Source organism: Rickettsia endosymbiont of Ixodes scapularis, from assembly GCF_000160735.1.
Classification (GTDB): domain Bacteria; phylum Pseudomonadota; class Alphaproteobacteria; order Rickettsiales; family Rickettsiaceae; genus Rickettsia; species Rickettsia tamurae.
In genome coordinates, this window is record NZ_CM000770.1 from 506,515 (window position 1) to 523,696 (window position 17,182).

Here is a 17,182-nt window from a genome sequence, read left to right on the forward strand (position 1 = left end):
ATCTCCTCTTTATTTTAAGATTATAGATAAATTTTATGATGATAATAGCGGGCAATATAGATTAGTAATAAAGTCTGGAGTTACTGATACTAGACCCGATCCTCTACAATTTTTAACGGATTTAATAAAAGGAGTATTATTTGGTAAGGATGGGATTATAAAGAAAACTTATCAACAAATAATTGATACGTCGGGTTATAGGATGAGTGTCTCGGCTATTTTAACTCTATATATAATGTTTACAGGCTTTTCCTTTTTAATAGGTAATATAAACCTTACTCATATCGAACTTATAGTTAGAATATTAAAAGTTAGTATAGTCTCAATATTATTAAGTACGGATAAAGCTTGGACATTTTTTCATGATTATTTATTCGTATTTTTTATTGATGGGGTTCAGCAAATACTGCAAATAATTAATGAAGCTTCGGCTACCGGCCCCGGTTCTCAAAGCTTGCTTGGGTTACTTATTTCTCCTCAAACTTTATCTAAATTATTTTCTTTACTATTTGTTGATTGGCTTGGTTTTATATATATCATTCTATATTTAATAGCTCTGTATTTTATTTTCTTTCTTATATTTAAAGCTACTATTATATATCTAACCGCTCTTATAACTATCGGTATGATTATAATTATGGGACCGATATTTATTTGTTTCATGTTGTTTAATATAACTCGTTCATTATTTGAGAATTGGTTAAGACAATTAATATCATACGCATTACAGCCTATAATTTTATTTGCCGGTATCGCTTTTATTTCAATGATCATCAGAACCGAAATATATTCAACGCTTGGTTTTGCGGTATGTAAACATGATTTTCCTAATTTAGGTCCGATAAATGAAATATTCGGTAGTTTTCTTGAGGATATAGATCCAAGCCTTGGTAATTCAATATTTTATTGGTGGTTCCCCGTACCAATGAAAGGCGGTATAAATAATTTCCACAAAGCAAAGATATTAGTTCCCGAAGATCATATAATAGTAGATGATTTTTGTAAGAATGATCCTGATAAATGTAAGCATTGTGCTGCGTACGAGTGTATAGATGAACGCTATATTGAATTACCGTTTTTAGATTTAGTTAAAGATACAAAAAGGATTAGTAATTTTATAAACGGGAAATTTGTCCAACTTGATGGGATATTACTAATTTTTGTGTCTATTTATTTGCTAAGTAAATTTAACGATACTGCTATATCGACGGCACAATTTATTGCCGGTACTTCAGGTAATTTAACAGACATACAAAAAGTTAATCAGCAATCTTATAAATCTGCAGCGAAGCAAATGAATAGACCGCTAAGTTATGTGGCTAAGACGGTAAGTGCACCTGTAACTACCCGTGTAAGTGCGAAGTTAGGAGAAACTAGTATGTTCTTTGCTAAAGGATTTGAGGGTATAATGATGGGAAGGCTTGAAAAGCAAGCTCTCGGTTCTTCAGCAAATAAAGCCGTACAAAATGAGGTTAAGAGAAAATACGGTATAGATTCTAAAGATGTAAAAATGAATGCTATTACTGATTATGAAAATGGTATTTCAGGATTATTAAAGAATTTACCTAAGGGGAATGAATTAAAAGCAAAAGAACTATCGCAAATGAAATTTACTCAGCTTCGAGATAAAATTGCTGCAAATAAATATGGAGTGAAAGATTACGCTGCTTTAAGTAAAGAACAAAAAGCTGAGTTTGATAAGTCATTAAAAGATGCTAACTTACGTGAACTCGCTAGTGATGCGAACTTTACTAGAGATTATCAAGATGCTTATAAGCATGCTCACCAAGAAATGTCAGGGTGAGGTGTTGGTCTGTTCGGTAAGAATATAGGAGTGCTTAGAAGCTGGCAAGAGATGGAGCATCGTGTTGATACAAAACGTAAATTAAAAGAAGAAAAGCGTGTAGGTATAGGCGAAAAAATATATGCAGGTTATACAGGAATAAAAAGAGGAGCTTTAACTGCAATAGTCGGTAAAGATTTACACGATGCTTATGAGGGTAATCTAACCAGTGCCGAATGGCATGATTTTGAATATAACGATCCAAGGCTTAGAACTTATAGCGAAAAATTAAAAGATGATGAAAAAGCACGGGAACGTGAAGAGTTTCAAATGCATATTAATAAGGAGACGCTAGCTGCTCAAGCAGATATATTATCATCGGAATATCTAGCAAGACTAGAAAAAGCAGATAGACAGAGTGATGTAGAATATTATCAAGAATTAGCTCAAAGGAAGCTTATTCATGAGGTGCGTGGTAGGTTATTTGAGGAAGGTGATCCGGTAATGATGGGCGATAGATTTATGCGTGAGAAAGCTACTGATTCTCAGATGCGGGATATTATAGATAACGCTCATAGAAAACATGCACAATTTATAGATGAAGATCGATATACCCGTCGTCAAGAGCATTATGATATTATGTACGAGAAAGCTCAGGAAAATTTAGAGCAAACTTATAAAGAGCTTAAAGATCATTTCAAAAGAGATGATATCAAGATCGAAGAAATGCCGGCATTAATAGCACAAAAAGTTAAAGATACCGCCGAGGGAGCTGAAATAGATCAAAAGATTACGGAAGAGCTTAATAACTTTAATGCTGATGTTAAAAATTATGAGTATAGTACTGAAGTATTAAATAAAATAGAGGATAGAAAGCAAGCCATTACCGATGAAGTCAATGCTCAGATCGATCAGATTAATAAATATAGAGAAAATGCAAAAATGCAAACCTATGTAAAGCCTATAGTAAACGAGGGTAGAAAGCTAAGAAAATTAGAAGATCATTTAAGAAATATGAATTAGAAGAGTTGGTACTGCCTAAAAAGAATTGATTGGGGTTATCCTAGTGCTTCGATGTCATCCCCGCGGAAGCGGGAATCCAGTTACTAAAAAGTATAAACACACTAAATTTTTAAAATTAAAAGCTCGATTTATCTCGCTTTTTTCTGGATTCTGTGGACAAGCCACGGAATGACATCGAATATATACTGTTGCAGTAATACTACTTATAAATTTCCTATTAAAACGTTTCTTCAATTTTTTCTATATTAGTTAAGCTATATATTAACTAATTATTATTAAAGGGTTTATGAAGAAACAACATATAATAAATGAGACTTTTTTAGATGCAATTCTAGCAAAGAAATTAGGCACTAATTATACTTCTCCAAAAGAAATCAACGATCCTGACTTTGATGAAGCAGCAAAGCATTTCATCGATCTATTAATTCACGCGAGTTTCGTATTCAAAAAGTCGCTGAATAGCTGATAGTAACTGGGTTACGGGGATCTTAATAATACTGTTTTTGTTATAAAGTGAGTACAAAATACAAATTGCTAATTAAAATATGGTATTTATAGTATTAGAAAAAAGTTTATAGGTTATTGAAAAAACTTTAAGAACAATAACCTATGATAATGGATTTTACAGAAATATTTTGTTACGTCGATGATTTTTTTCAAGAATTAGACAAGCATACAAATTCAATTACTAATCATAACAACAAATCTGGTCCTAAAAGTCGACTGAACAGAAGTGAGGTAATAACAATTATAATAGGCTACTGGCAGAATATTAGTTTGTTTCTTGCTTTTAACGTTACTATTTGCTGGGGAATACAGTTAAATCTATATATTATAGCATAGGCAATTAAGATAGTGATATTAATAAAAGGATATGGTAAAGTAACGCGAGTTTCATATTAAGATGCCTAAATTATGGTTAATGAATATGCTATAATGCTTATCCTTTCAAGGTTTGTAAGAGGTGTGACAAGTTTTACAATTTAATAGTTATAGTCAAAAAAGACAATTTACTAAAAATTTATGCAGTTTTAAGTACATTTTATAACAAAAACAATATTACTAATATCCTCGTAACCCAGTTACTATCAGCTATTCAGTTCCTCTATTAATACGAAACTCGCGTTTCTTAATGTCCCCCTTCGGGGATAAGAAATCCCTCGCCTTCAGGCGAAGGGAAGATATAATGAAATTGCTTTAGCAATGAATTTATATCAAGAAACATGAGAAGTTATAGAATGACTAACGAATATTAGAATTACCCTCAACGAACATTAAAATTACCTATAAAAAAGAAGTAACTATGGACAGTAAAATCGAATAAAAATTTCTTTTTTAAGATTTATATATTATTCGAGAATTACTGATGACATGTACAAATAAACAAGTAGGTATTTTAATGCAAAAGATCAAAAAATATAATCAGATAATTTCTGCTGCAAAAGCAGGTATGAGTGTAAAAACGGCACGTAAGTATTTACGTGTTAATAAGTATCCAAGCGAATTACGAACAATACGTAAATATAGGACACGTAAGGATCCATTTGTTAAGCACTGGGATGAAATAGAATCAATGCTAGAATCAGCTCCGGTAGTTGCAAGCAACTACCATATTAGCATATTTGACAGAAAAGTATCATGGGAATTATAATGGAAAGCAATTATGCTGTTTGCAGAAAAGGTTGAAACAATGGAGAGCTGAACATGGTAAGGATAAGCCAGTAATCTTTTTACAAAATATTCTTCCTGGCAAACAAAGCCAGTCTGATTGGAGCAATATGAATCAATTGGGTATTTGTATTGGTGGGAAACCATATCCTCACTTACTATTTCATTTTATGTTGCCTTATTCATGTTGGGAAACTTTCAGCATATGCCATAGTGAAAGTTTTGATACATTAGCATCAGGGTTTGAAAAAGCTGTATGGGAGTTAGGTGGAGTTTTACCAGAGCATCGTACAGATAATTTAAGTGCAGCTACCAAGCAATGTGGTAATAGTAGACAATTTACAGAAAAATGGCAAGAATTGCTTGGTTATTACGATGTTGCACCATCGCGAAATAATCCCGGTGTTAGTCATGAAAATGGTTCTGTTGAAAAAAGTCATGATACATTTAAGCAAGCAGTGAAACAACATTTGCTATTACGTGGATCACGTAATTTTGTTGATTTAAAAGCTTATGAATTATTCCTTACACAAATTAAAGAAAAGCGCAATAGCTGTAGAAAAGAAAAATTAGCTGAAGAATTAGTTTATTTAAAAGAGTTACCAATCAGGAAATGGAATGCACCTACAATATTATCAGTACGTGTTAACCCAAGCAGTACAGTTAGTATTTTATCTGTAGCTTATTTGTGCCTAGTCGCTTAATAGGTTATACTTTAAAAGCTTATATTTATTCTGAAGAAATAGAGCTTTACTATGGTAACAAATGTTTACAAAAAATGTCTAGAATCAGCAATGGCTATGTTATTGATTATAGACATATTATTGATAGTTTAGTACGTAAACCTAGAGCATTTGTCCAATATCAATATTATGAAGCTTTATTCCCACGTGCTATATTTCGTCAGGTATATGACCAGCTTATATCTATATATCCATATAAAGGGCATAAAATATATCTTAAAATATTACAATTAGCAAAAATGTATGGAGAATTGAATGTAGTTGCTGCATTAGAAGTGCTATTAGAAGAGAAGATTGAGCCAATAATTGATCATATTACAGATTTACTAAATAGTCAGACTAAAACTGTTTGTTCAGTAAAAATTAATCAACCAATACTGTCTGAATATGATCAATTACATTGCTTTAAAACAATGGAGGTCGCATGAGTAAACAGATAATAACTCTGCAACCGCTAAATAATTTACTCAAGAACCTTTGCTTACCTACTTTTGCATCATGCTACAAATCAGTTGCAGAAAGCTTTGAGCAAGAAAAGAAAACATATATAGATTACTACAGGAGTTAGCCATACGTGAGTTAGAACATAGACATCAGCAACGTATTGCCAGATTGCTGAAGCAAGCAAAACTCTCTCGAGATAAGTTATTAAGCAACTTTGATATTAAGAGTATCCCAGGATTATCRTCAACTAAGATCCAATATCTTGCACAAGGAGAATTTATGGATCGCTATGAAAATATACTTATTTTTGGTAATCCTGGCACTGGCAAAAGTCATCTTAGTATAGGTTTAGCACGTGAGTGGTGTCTTGCTGGTAGGCGTGTATTATATACAACAGCAGCTAATTTGGTTCAACAATTACTAGAAGCAAAACTTAGTTTAAAACTTAAGCAAATTATTCTTACTACATGACAATTTTTAGAGATGTAAGGACTAAAGGATTGAATTTTGCTGATAATTCATGATGATAACGGGGAAAGAACTTGGTTTACATATGAAAGATCATTCCGCCCCTCTAGTCGAATTATTACAAAAACATATTTTGCTTAATTTATCAAGAGCAAAATGTTTAGGATTATTTATCATTTCAATGCTTAACAGCAGGACAGTAAACATGTCATTGTTATGCAATAGAATGCCGTCTGGGATTAAAGCAGCTTCATGGTATAGAAGGATGCAAAGATTTATCTCTGAAATCTCAATATCATGGAGAGTATTACCTGTTATGTTAGTCATGATGACTGGGTTTGAGCAGGAGCAAAAATGGGTATTGTGTTTAGATAGAACGAATTGGAAATTTGGTAAACGACATATAAATATTTTATATTTAGCTGTCAGTTTTCATGGTATAGCGATCCCCCTTTTTGGAATTTTCTAAGTGATAAAAAGTGTGGTAACTCTGATTATATTGAGCGTATTGATCTGATGGAGTGTTTTTTAGAAGTTTTTGACAAAAACCGCATTGAAGCATTAACCGCTGATAGAGAATTTATAGGTAAGGAATGGCTCTCTTGGCTTAGAACAAATCAAATAAGATACGTTTTTCGAGTTAGAGAAAATAGACAATATATCAGTAATGCAAGGGGAAAAATGGTTAAAATACAAGAGTTATTTCGCCCTCTAGCCATAGGATCGCATGTGAGTTTGTCACAACGTAGAATTGGTACAAAAGGTGAAATATTTAATGTAGTAGGGATCAGAAATAAGAAGAGTGAACTTGCAGTCTTAATACATAGTGATGAGATCAAAAATCCTGCTGAGATATATGCTCAAAGATGGCAAATTGAAACAATGTTCAAAGCTTTTAAATCAGCAGGATTCAACTGTGAAGCAACTCATATTACTAATGATTTACGATTAGATACATTGATGCAAATATTGTCTATTGCATTTTGCCTAGCTTATCAAACTGGAGAGATTATAGTTTTAGATAAACCAATAGTTATTAAAAAACATGGTTATAGGCAAAATAGTATATTTCGTGTTGGATTAGATACATTGGTTAATATCTTGTATAATATTTCTACTCAATTAGTACGTTGGATACAGCTGTTGTCCTTGATATTCCAATATCCAAAGATGATAAAATGAAAAATTGTCATGTAGTAAGAAAAAATTCGATTATTTTGAAATATTGATAATTGATGATATATCATATGTACCATATAATCGTGAAGAAACTGATGTTTTATTTACCTTATTACCTGAACGTTATGAAATGAGTAGTGTATTAATTACTAGCAATTTAGTTTTTGCAAAATGGAATACTATTTTTAAAGATGAAATGACTACGTCAGCAGCTATTGGCAGATTGGTTCACCATTCTTCAATTCTTGAACTAAATACTGAAAGTTATAGAATCGCTACAGCGAAAGGCAAAAAATTAACTATAAAATCGGAGGATAATAATGTAATACTTTAGACAATATTTTTTACTCAAAAATGGGGAATTTTAATATTCGTCATGGGGAATTCTAATGTTCGTTCATCAAATTATCACTATCTTAATTGCCTATGCTATATGTCAAGGATATACTCATTAAAGAATTAAGGGCAGGACAAGTCGTAGTAATGGATAATATTAATTTTCATAAAAACTCTAAGGTAAAAGAATTAATTGAATCGGTAGGGGCAAGTATTTTATTCCTTCCTACTTACAGTCCTGATCTTAATCCTATAGACCATTATTGGTTTAAAATTAAACATCAAATTAGAAAAGATACTAGTAACTTTACATATTTTTTTGATGCTGCTTATCACGTATTACAAAAAGTAACTACCTTACCTGCTTAAGCTATACTAGGTAAACCTATCTTTTCACAAAAATTTCCTACCTTGTAATATATAGTATCTTTAGAATTTAACTTGAAAGATTTAGTATTTAACGCGAGTTTCGTATTAAGATGCCTAAATTATGGTTAATGAATATGCTATAATGCTTATCCTTTCAAGGTTTGTAAGAGGTGTGACAAGTTTTACAATTTAATAGTTATAGTCAAAAAAGACAATTTACTAAAAATTTATGCAGTTTTAAGTACATTTTATAACAAAAACAATATTACTAATATCCTCGTAACCCAGTTACTATCAGCTATTCAGTTCCTCTATTAATACGAAACTCGCGTTAATTAGCAATAATTATTAAAACTAAATCTAGAATATTAAAAAATAGACAAATGGTTTGCCATAAGACTTCTCTTCTTGCTTAATGCTACTTTTTAATAATTCATATATTAGAGATTTTAAAATAAAGAAAACCGAATCCAGAATAGATTCGGTTGAATTTTAGAGAGTTTTTACTTACTACCGAATGAAGAAACAATTTTATTAATTAATGATTCAATATTAATTGCTGATTGAGTATATCTTATCTCTTCATTAGCTGCTAAATTTTCATCGTCATTACCCGGTACAATTGAAATATATTTACCTCCAAGTAACCCGCTGGTGACTACTTGGGCTTTAGAATCTTTAGGTATTTTAACATCATCATTAATATTTAGATATACACTTGCATAAAAGCTATTTGGATCTAAAGTAATTTTCTTTACACTACCGATTTTTATACCTGAGATCATTACGTCGCTTCCGACTTCTATACCCTCTGCACTCTGAAAATTAGCAGTTACCTGATAACCTTTTGAGCTAGTTATAGAACTACCTGTTTTGTAGGCAAAAATCAAAAATAGCAAAGCAATAATTAATACTACAAAGCCGATAATTGTTTCAATAATATTCTGTTTCATTGTTTTTTATATTATACTCCTGATAAATGAAGAATTGGTATACGAAGATCAACTTCAAAAAGAGCAAGGAGTTTATAAGTCAAGGAACGGAGCGTATACTAATACGTGAGTACCGCAGATCTTATAAAACGACGACGCCAATTTTTGAAGTTCATCGAGTATACTAGTTAATTACGGCTGCCATCTATTATATTTAAGATTTGATATCTTAGATGATTTTTTAGTTATTATATTATTCTTTTGCCATGGAAAAAGCTGGATATTTTTCGGTATCTCATTTACTAAATGATGTAACCAAGCGTGCCAACTCGGCGGAATTTTTGTAGGTTCATTTACATTTTTATAAATAACAAACCTCCTTGGACGCCCTAAATAATCAATATTACGGCTTTCATAATATTGATTCAAAAACTCATCTTCTCCTACTTTTTTGTGAAAAAAAGTAATAAAAAACTTATCTATCCACGACATTTTAAAATTTCTATAGCAGTTTCTCTTCCTTGCATTGCAAGTTTATCGGCAGCAATATTACCGCTATTATTTGCATGACCTTTTACCCATTTCCAAATAATAGTATGTTTATTCAATTCTGCGTATAATTTTTGCCATAAATCGGCATTTTTAACGGGTTCATTGTTGCTTTTACACCAATTATTTTTTATCCAATTATGAATCCAAGCGGTAATTCCTTGTTGCAAATATTTACTATCAGTATAAATCTCAACATTACAAGATTTTTTCAAAATCCTTAATGCTTCAAGTGCTGCCGTAATTTCCATACGATTATTAGTCGTATCTAACTCATGCCCAAATATTTCTTTGCTAGTATCATTAAATTGAAGCAAAGCTCCCCATCCTCCGGGGCCTGGATTACCCGCACATGCACCATCAGTATATATCACTACTTTTGAATCCATAATATGCATTAACTAGGTTTAGGTTTAGAAGAATTACGAAATTTATCTAACATTATAACATTTGGATTTGAAGATGATGAAGTCTGATAACTTTTATTATTACTTATTTCCTCTTCATGTTGAGGATTTTCTTGTATATTTAACGGCTGATTAAAAGTTAGACTGTAATTATTATTGGAATCAACAAAGCTAATAAGTGCATCAAAAGGTACGTAAATTATTTCTTTAACATCGTCAAAACTTACCGTTAAAGAAAAGCCCGTATCATTTACTATTAAATTTTCAAACTGATATTGCAGTACTATTGTTATCTGTTTTGGATATGCCTGTTTAACTTTTGAAGGTAAAATTACCGCAGGGTTATAGGTTCTGTACGATATGTATATTAACTGATCCCAATATAAATTTTCATGCTGAATTTTTGTTAGAATTTTTTTCACAAATTCTAGCATATATTCATTCACAAATTTTTTATATTCAATATTCATACGAGAAAAATAAATAAAAATAGGTCGACGAAGTTTAATTTGAACAGTTTACGTCATTGCAAGGAAAAACTGTAAGTTTTGACGAAGCAATCTCAGGAGTCCTACTTTATGAGATTGCCACGCTCTCTACGTTCGCTCGCAATGACAATATCAACCGTTTTTAGGCAATACCAATTTTTTAAATTAAACGTATATACTCAAATGATTTCAAGAATTGCTCTTTCATTTTATCAAGGATTCGCATCCTCACCTATTAAGTTATAGGCTGCGGGTACTCACCTCTCAAAATAAAATTCAATTCTTGAAATCATTTGAGTATATACGTGAGGGTTTTTCTGTTGCCCGGCAAACCATCCAGCCGCGTAAGGGTTAAGCTGCTAAAGCTAAACGACCTCCAGAACGATTATTATCGTTTGCGTTTCTTTGTTTTGACCCATATGGCAAAAGCCATCGGCGGAATCATCCCGAGTAAAAGCAATCTTTTTATTAGGCACGTCGATCCTATTTCGCCCCCAAGATTTTGATGTTATTCTTATATGGGAGCGTTGTTGCATGGCTTGCTTATGTCATTCCCGTGTAGGCGGGGATCCAGTAAAACATATAAAAAACTTGTTTTTTATATATGTTTATTTTATCAAATATGTAACTTCTGTATCCATATTTAAGTTATTTTTCTGGATCCCCGCCTACACGGGAATGACATAAGCAAGCCATGTAACAATAATCCACCCTATGCGGGAATAACATTCTTATGTATTGGTGGAGGCGTCGGGTACTGCCCCCGAGTCCGCAACCTCTATTCTAAATTACGTTTATTACTATAGCTATATTAGCACCAAATATTATGCCTTAATTTGATTAAAATGTAAAGGTCAAATAAGAATTCTAGATTTATATTAAAAATGGACTTATAATAAATGTTTAGAATTCTAAATTAAAAACTTAATTATGCTACCAAATCTTGGAATTATCGCCGGCAGAGGTTCATTACCTTACTTAATAGCAGGTAATTATATAAAGCAAGGCGGTAATTGCTATATAGCGGCAATTAAAGACGAAGCTGATATAGATCAAATTAAAGATTTTGAATATAAGATTTTAAAAATCGGTATGGTCGGGGAAGCTATAAAATATTTTAAGGAGCATGAGGTAAAAAATATTATTTTTATCGGCGGAGTTAATAGACCGAATTTTAAAAATTTAGCCGTAGATAAAATAGGCGGTTTATTGCTTTTCAAAATAGTTGGGCAAAAAATTCGAGGAGATGATAGTTTGCTAAAAACAGTAGCAGATTTTTTTGAAAGTTACGGTTTCAAGGTAATCTCAAGTAATGAAATATATAAAAATCAACAAGGTAACTCCAATACTATAACCGATATTAACCCTACAAGTTCAGATAAAAATGATATTGAGCTTGGAATAAAATTATTGAATCATCTAAGTTCATTCGACATCGCACAATCGGTTATAGTTGAAAGTAGCTACATACTTGGTATAGAGGCTGCCGAAGGTACGGATAATTTAATAGCGAGATGTGCAGATTTACGTAAAAATCCTTATGGAGGAGTATTAGTAAAAATACCGAAATTAGGTCAAGATAATAGACTAGATATGCCGACAATCGGTCCTAATACTATAAAGAATCTTGCTAAATATAATTACAAAGGAGTAGCGATTCAGAAAAATAACGTAATTATAGTCGAAGAAGAATTAACTATAAAACTCGCTAATGAACATAAAATTTTTATAACAAAATGTTAGCAATAGGTATTACTGGTAGCTATGCATCGGGCAAAACTTTTATTTTGGATTATTTAGCAGAAAAATGATATAAAACTTTTTGTGCCGATATATGCATAAAAGAATTATATCAAGATTTGAACGTGCAAACTCGGATTCTACAGTTATTACCTGAACTTGAGTATTTCAATATTGGGAAAATCAGTAATTTAATTTATAATAATGACCTAGCTAGAGAAAAAATACAAAATTTTATTTACCCCTTACTAATAGATAAACTCATTTTATTTAAAAAAGAAAACGCTAATTCCAAATTTGGCTTTGCCGGAATACCGCTGCTTTATGAAGCTAAATTTGATAAATATTTTGATTTTGTCGTAACAATATACTGCTCTGAAGAAATAAGAATGCAAAGAGCAATAACGAGATCTTCATTTGATATAGAAATTTATAATAAAATCAAAGAAATTCAGCTATCACAAGAGAGCAAAATAGCAAAAGCAGATTTTGCTATAAATAGCGGCGTTGATATGTTAGACTTGGAAAAACAAATAGCGAAGCTAATAAAGGATTTGGAAGTAATATAATTCTCGTCATTGCGAGGAAATGTGGCCTTGTTGCATGAAACGAAAAATGCATCCGATGTCACCCCGCGTCTTGACCACAGTATCCAGAAAAATAACTTGATAATACTAATAATTTTATTATTAGTAACTGGACCCCGTGGTCAAGACACGGGGTGACAGCAGTGAAATCGGTCTACGCAACAACACCCGCTCGCAATGACGATTTTAAAGACTAATAAAGGATTTGGAATGTCGAGTTTAAGAGAAATAATTTTAGATACCGAAACTACGGGGCTTGACCCACGACAAGGTCATCGAATCGTTGAGATCGGGGCTATTGAGATGGTAAACAAGGTATTAACAGGAAGGAATTTTCATTTTTATATTAATCCTGAGCGAGATATGCCGTTTGAAGCTTATAGAATGCATGGCATATCCGGTGAGTTTTTAAAGGATAAGCCTCTGTTTCATACAATAGCCGATGATTTTTTAGAGTTTATTGCAGATAGCAAACTTATTATTCATAATGCTCCTTTCGATATTAAATTTCTAAATCACGAATTATCATTATTAAAGAGAGCCGAAATTAAACTCTTGGAACTAGCAAATACTATTGATACTTTAGTAATGGCTAGAAGTATGTTTCCAGGCTCAAAATATAATCTTGATGCATTATGTAAAAGATTTAAAGTTGATAATTCAAGTAGGCAGCTTCACGGAGCTTTGAAAGATGCAGCATTACTTGCAGAAGTATATGTAGAGCTAATGGGCGGTAGACAATCCGCTTTTAAAATGGTTGATAAATCTGCCGGAATAAATAATTTAGTAACTAATCAAGTAAATAACAAAACAGAGCAAGCTACTATTGTTATTAAACCTACAAAAGAAGAGCTGCAAAAACATAAAGAGTTCATAAATAAGATTTTAATACCGGCTTAATTATGACACCATAGGCTTTTTTAACAATCCCCTTAAAACTTATCTATGAAAACAAATTTTCTTGTACTTATAACCTTTACAATACTTATCTCTTTAGGCTTTTGGCAACTTAGTCGTTTAAAAGAAAAGAAATTATTTTTAGCTTCAATGCAAGCTAACCTAACCTCACCTGCAATTAATTTAGCAGAAATTCAAGACGGTTTACCTTATCACAAAGTAAAAATTACCGGTCAATTTTTGCCTAATAAAGACATACATTTATATGGTAGAAGGTCAAGGTCGAGTGAAAAAGATGGATATTATTTAGTTACTCCTTTTAAAACCATAGAAGATAAAGTTATTTTAGTAGTACGAGGTTGGTTCAGTAATCGCAATAAAAATATTATCACGCAAGCTACAAACGACCAGCAGCACGAGATTATCGGTGTTACCATGCCATCAGAAAAAACTCGCAGCTACTTACCTACTAACGATATAAAAAATAATGTGTGGCTAACGCTAGATTTAAAAGAAGCATCCAAAGTGTTAGGCTTAGATCTTGAGAATTTTTATATTATTGCGGAAGGAAAAGATATTAGCAATCTAGATATTTTATTACTGCTTTCAATAAATCATTTAGCAACAATCAGAAATGACCATTTAGAATACGCCCTAACTTGGTTTGGACTTGCTATTTCCTTAATCGTAATATATGTGATTTATCGGCGTCGTTATATGGCTGTGGATGTCATCCCGCGACTTGATCGCGGGATCCAGAAAAATAATTAAAAAGACTGGCCCCCGTGGTCAAGCCACGGGGTGACAGTAGAAAATCGATACATAAATGAGCGATCTACAACAACAAGCATCTGATCCTAATTACTCTGTTTGGGTATCGGCATCTGCCGGTACCGGTAAAACCAAAATCCTAACCGATCGATTTTTACGTCTGTTAATAACGGGCGTAGAACCTTCAAATATTTTATGCCTTACTTTTACTAATGCTGCAGCTATAGAGATGCAAGCAAGGATTAATAGCAGACTTAAATATCTTTCTCTTTGCAACGCCGAGAAACTAGAAGAAGAACTTTTCTTAATGAGCGGCAATAAGCCGTCGCCGCAAGAAACAGAAAACGCAAAAACTTTATATGATAAAATACTAAATAGTAATGAGCCTTTAAATATCTATACAATTCATGCTTTTTGTCAAAAAATTCTTAAAACTTTTCCTGTAGAAGCAGACATAACACCGGAGTTTAAGATTCTTGAAGAAACTAAATTACAAGATATCTTCCTAAATATCAGAAATGAAATTTACTTAAGCGACGAGCATAATGACTTAATTAAAATTTTACTTAACCGCTTCCATGAAATAACACTACAAGATATTTTTACTGAAATAATTGAGCAGAAAATTAAATTCAAAAAGTTATTTATAAATACTCAAATTCCAAAAGAGATTTATAATAAAAGATTAGCGTTAGGGGAATTAAATAATATTTATGACAAGGTAAAAAACTTATTTGCAGAATATGATTTGGAGATAGAACCGAAAGAAATTTTTTTTACCAAAGACGGGAAAAAACGAAAAAGCCTTTTATCGAAAGAATTAATAAGGAAATATCCTAAATTATTACTAGAGCTAGAAAAAATTACCTCTGAAATTTACCGATTAGATGAGCTGCGTCGCATAGAAGAGCTAGAATATCATACGAACTTACTTACTAAACTTGCTCATATTATTTTAAAAAAATACGATTCATATAAGGAAGAAAATAATTTACTCGATTACGACGATTTAATTTACTACACCGAGAAATTACTAAATAATAAAACTACTCATGAGTGGTTGCTGCATAAGCTTGAAAGCGAGATAAATCATATTCTTGTCGATGAAGCACAAGATACAAGCCCCCTGCAATGGAATATTATTACTACTTTAATAACAGAATTTAATGCAGCAGATAAACCACAAAATGTCATACCGTGGCTTGACCACGGTATCCAGGAAAAAATAAAAAAAGACTGGATCCCGCTACAAGCTCGCGGTATGACAATTTTCATAGTAGGCGATGATAAGCAATCGATCTTTAGCTTTCAAGGAGCTGATCTTCATAATTTCAGCTTAGTAAATGAAAAATTAAAAGCAAATCTCACAAATGCTAATAAGAAATTCAAAAATATCACCCTTGAATATTCATATAGATCATGTGCAGAAATTTTACAGTTTACTCATAATGTTTTAAAAAATATAAAATCCGATTACCCTAATTTATTCCTTTCGGATAATCCTTTAATATCCTCATTCCGTACACATCAAGGCATCGTAACGGTTTGGCCCTTAGTAACAAGTGAAAAACAAGAAGAGCTTTTTTGGGTATTACCCGAAGATTATGAAAATTCTAAATCTGCTGCCGATTTACTCATAGAAAAAATCGTAAATTTTATAAAAGAACAAATAGAAAGCGAAGAAATTTTACCGTCTACCGCACACAGAATATCTGAAAAAGATTTTATAATATTAGTAAGAAAGAGAGATGAGTTTAGTAAAAATCTGATTAAAGAACTTAGCAAAGCTAAGCTTAAAGTTGAAACAAGCGATAGAATTAATCTTAAAGAAAATCTAACTATAATGGATTTAATGTCCGTGGCTAAATTTGTTTTATTACCTGACGATGATTTAAACCTTGCCGGTTTACTAAAATCGCCGATTATCGGCATGAACGAGCAACAATTATACGAACTTCTTGTAAATAAAAACGATAATAGTTTATGGGATAATCTATCTGCTTATGAAGAAATATATGCTAAGTTAAATTCCCTAATTGAAATTTATAAAATATCGACTGTTGAGAATTTCTTTGATTTAGCGGTGAATAATTTAAATTTACGAGAGAATCTTAATGCTTATAATGGTGATGATAGCAATAATATAATAAATGAGCTATTAACGTTAAGCAAAAACTATGTGAATGATATAGATAATTCTTTGCAAGGATTTGTTGCTTGGTTTGAGAATAACGATATCTATATCAAACATGATATGGAGCATTCAGACAAAATAAGAGTAATGACCGTACACGGCTCTAAAGGACTTGAAGCTCCTATCGTTATATTATGCGATTCTACTACTTTGCCGGTAAGTAGCAATAAATTTATTTGGGACGATAAAGGTGAAATGTTTTTTTCTGCTAATGCTGCTGACACTCCTAGGTTTTTACAAGAGCTGAAAGAAGCTGAAAAATTAAAAGATTTGCAAGAATATATAAGACTACTCTATGTTGCAATGACGAGAGCTAAAGACCAGCTAATTATATGCGGTTTTAGTAATAAAGCTGCTATTCCTGAAAATTGTTGGTATGAAATAACCAAGAAAACTTTCAATTAATAATTGCTTAATTAAATATAATATACTATTAAAACGCACTTATAATTTAAAATAACGCGAGTTTCGTATTCAAAAAGTCGCTGAATAGCTGATAGTAACTGGGTTACGGGGATCTTAATAATACTGTTTTTGTTATAAAGTGAGTACAAAATATAAATTGCTAATTAAAATATGGTATTTATAGTATTAGAAAAAAGTT

Annotated in this window: 15 protein-coding genes, 1 other RNA gene and 5 pseudogenes; 15 read left to right on the top strand and 6 right to left on the bottom strand. The window is 31.8% G+C overall.

Annotated features, from left to right (window positions below; genetic code table 11):
* The 10 genes and pseudogenes from REIS_RS02565 to REIS_RS02605 form a co-directional block, all read left to right on the top strand.
* A pseudogene (locus REIS_RS02565) lies at positions 1–2,806 on the top strand (type IV secretion system protein); the annotation flags it as partial.
* A gap of 286 nt (positions 2,807–3,092) precedes the next feature.
* Positions 3,093–3,239: pseudogene (locus REIS_RS02570) on the top strand (phosphate acetyltransferase); the annotation flags it as partial.
* 933 nt (positions 3,240–4,172) lie between these two features.
* Positions 4,173–4,457: a hypothetical protein gene (locus REIS_RS10910; protein ID WP_050755339.1), complete on the top strand. Its 285-nt coding sequence runs from the start codon at positions 4,173–4,175 to the stop codon at positions 4,455–4,457.
* Between the two features lie 31 nt (positions 4,458–4,488).
* Complete coding sequence (locus tag REIS_RS10915; protein WP_050755334.1) at positions 4,489–5,178, top strand: DDE-type integrase/transposase/recombinase; 690 nt, start codon at positions 4,489–4,491, stop codon at positions 5,176–5,178.
* Entirely contained in the window at positions 5,163–5,645 is a 483-nt protein-coding gene (locus REIS_RS10920; RefSeq protein ID WP_008579188.1) for a hypothetical protein, read from the top strand. Before REIS_RS10915 ends, REIS_RS10920 begins: the two co-directional genes overlap by 16 nt.
* A 175-nt stretch (positions 5,646–5,820) precedes the next feature.
* The gene (locus tag REIS_RS02585; RefSeq protein WP_241760932.1) at positions 5,821–6,132 is read left to right on the top strand and encodes an ATP-binding protein; all 312 of its coding nucleotides are present in this window, start codon (positions 5,821–5,823) and stop codon (positions 6,130–6,132) included.
* A gap of 49 nt (positions 6,133–6,181) precedes the next feature.
* Positions 6,182–6,598, top strand: a complete 417-nt coding sequence (locus REIS_RS02590) for a hypothetical protein (RefSeq protein WP_008579220.1) — start codon at positions 6,182–6,184, stop codon at positions 6,596–6,598.
* Positions 6,599–6,636: 38 nt separating this feature from the next.
* Positions 6,637–7,311, top strand: coding sequence for a transposase (locus tag REIS_RS02595; protein WP_241760926.1), 675 nt, complete (start codon positions 6,637–6,639; stop codon positions 7,309–7,311).
* Positions 7,312–7,315: 4 nt separating this feature from the next.
* Positions 7,316–7,642, top strand: a complete 327-nt coding sequence (locus REIS_RS02600; RefSeq protein ID WP_008579703.1) for an ATP-binding protein — start codon at positions 7,316–7,318, stop codon at positions 7,640–7,642.
* Positions 7,643–7,740: 98 nt separating this feature from the next.
* Positions 7,741–8,013: pseudogene (locus tag REIS_RS02605) on the top strand (transposase); the annotation flags it as partial.
* On the opposite strand, the pseudogene REIS_RS12205 reads toward REIS_RS02605, so the two are convergent.
* The 6 genes and pseudogenes from REIS_RS12205 to ssrA form a co-directional block, all read right to left on the bottom strand.
* A pseudogene (locus REIS_RS12205) lies at positions 8,013–8,120 on the bottom strand (aspartate--tRNA ligase); the annotation flags it as partial. The pseudogenes REIS_RS02605 and REIS_RS12205 overlap by 1 nt on opposite strands.
* A 396-nt stretch (positions 8,121–8,516) precedes the next feature.
* A complete protein-coding gene (gene mlaD, locus REIS_RS02610) occupies positions 8,517–8,966 on the bottom strand; it encodes an outer membrane lipid asymmetry maintenance protein MlaD (protein ID WP_008579706.1) in 450 nt (149 codons plus the stop codon).
* A gap of 171 nt (positions 8,967–9,137) precedes the next feature.
* Positions 9,138–9,437 carry an NADH-ubiquinone oxidoreductase subunit NDUFA12 family protein gene (locus REIS_RS02615; protein WP_008579707.1) on the bottom strand — a complete coding sequence of 100 codons (300 nt, stop codon included), beginning with the start codon at positions 9,435–9,437 and terminating at the stop codon, positions 9,138–9,140.
* On the bottom strand, positions 9,425–9,892 hold the full coding sequence (gene rnhA, locus REIS_RS02620; RefSeq protein WP_008579708.1) for a ribonuclease HI: 468 nt from the start codon (positions 9,890–9,892) through the stop codon (positions 9,425–9,427). The genes REIS_RS02615 and rnhA overlap by 13 nt, the downstream gene beginning before the upstream one ends.
* On the bottom strand, positions 9,892–10,371 hold the full coding sequence (locus REIS_RS02625) for an SspB family protein (protein WP_008579709.1): 480 nt from the start codon (positions 10,369–10,371) through the stop codon (positions 9,892–9,894). The genes rnhA and REIS_RS02625 overlap by 1 nt, the downstream gene beginning before the upstream one ends.
* A gap of 322 nt (positions 10,372–10,693) precedes the next feature.
* Positions 10,694–11,245, bottom strand: a transfer-messenger RNA (tmRNA) gene (gene ssrA, locus REIS_RS12215).
* A gap of 74 nt (positions 11,246–11,319) precedes the next feature.
* Between ssrA and REIS_RS02630 the strand changes: the two genes are divergently transcribed.
* From REIS_RS02630 to REIS_RS02650, 5 genes and pseudogenes are all read left to right on the top strand, one after another.
* A complete protein-coding gene (locus tag REIS_RS02630) occupies positions 11,320–12,132 on the top strand; it encodes an LpxI family protein (protein ID WP_008579711.1) in 813 nt (270 codons plus the stop codon).
* Positions 12,126–12,698, top strand: a pseudogene (coaE, locus tag REIS_RS02635) (dephospho-CoA kinase). The gene REIS_RS02630 and the pseudogene coaE overlap by 7 nt, the downstream one beginning before the upstream one ends.
* Before the next feature lie 228 nt (positions 12,699–12,926).
* The gene (dnaQ, locus tag REIS_RS02640) at positions 12,927–13,616 is read left to right on the top strand and encodes a DNA polymerase III subunit epsilon (RefSeq protein WP_037214499.1); all 690 of its coding nucleotides are present in this window, start codon (positions 12,927–12,929) and stop codon (positions 13,614–13,616) included.
* 45 nt (positions 13,617–13,661) lie between these two features.
* A complete protein-coding gene (locus tag REIS_RS02645; protein ID WP_008579713.1) occupies positions 13,662–14,384 on the top strand; it encodes an SURF1 family protein in 723 nt (240 codons plus the stop codon).
* Between the two features lie 55 nt (positions 14,385–14,439).
* Positions 14,440–16,983 carry a UvrD-helicase domain-containing protein gene (locus REIS_RS02650; protein WP_008579714.1) on the top strand — a complete coding sequence of 848 codons (2,544 nt, stop codon included), beginning with the start codon at positions 14,440–14,442 and terminating at the stop codon, positions 16,981–16,983.
* Positions 16,984–17,182 lie beyond the last annotated feature (199 nt).

What these genes read in the sequence shown, in the direction of transcription:
- REIS_RS10910 (WP_050755339.1), top strand. Translation starts at nt 4,173, where the DNA reads ATGACATGTACAAATAAACAAGTAGGTATTTTAATGCAAAAGATCAAA.
- REIS_RS02590 (WP_008579220.1), top strand. Translation starts at nt 6,182, where the DNA reads ATGATGATAACGGGGAAAGAACTTGGTTTACATATGAAAGATCATTCC.
- mlaD (WP_008579706.1), bottom strand. Translation starts at nt 8,966, where the DNA reads ATGAAACAGAATATTATTGAAACAATTATCGGCTTTGTAGTATTAATT.
- REIS_RS02615 (WP_008579707.1), bottom strand. Translation starts at nt 9,437, where the DNA reads ATGTCGTGGATAGATAAGTTTTTTATTACTTTTTTTCACAAAAAAGTA.
- rnhA (WP_008579708.1), bottom strand. Translation starts at nt 9,892, where the DNA reads ATGCATATTATGGATTCAAAAGTAGTGATATATACTGATGGTGCATGT.
- REIS_RS02625 (WP_008579709.1), bottom strand. Translation starts at nt 10,371, where the DNA reads ATGAATATTGAATATAAAAAATTTGTGAATGAATATATGCTAGAATTT.
- REIS_RS02630 (WP_008579711.1), top strand. Translation starts at nt 11,320, where the DNA reads ATGCTACCAAATCTTGGAATTATCGCCGGCAGAGGTTCATTACCTTAC.
- dnaQ (WP_037214499.1), top strand. Translation starts at nt 12,927, where the DNA reads ATGTCGAGTTTAAGAGAAATAATTTTAGATACCGAAACTACGGGGCTT.
- REIS_RS02645 (WP_008579713.1), top strand. Translation starts at nt 13,662, where the DNA reads ATGAAAACAAATTTTCTTGTACTTATAACCTTTACAATACTTATCTCT.
- REIS_RS02650 (WP_008579714.1), top strand. Translation starts at nt 14,440, where the DNA reads ATGAGCGATCTACAACAACAAGCATCTGATCCTAATTACTCTGTTTGG.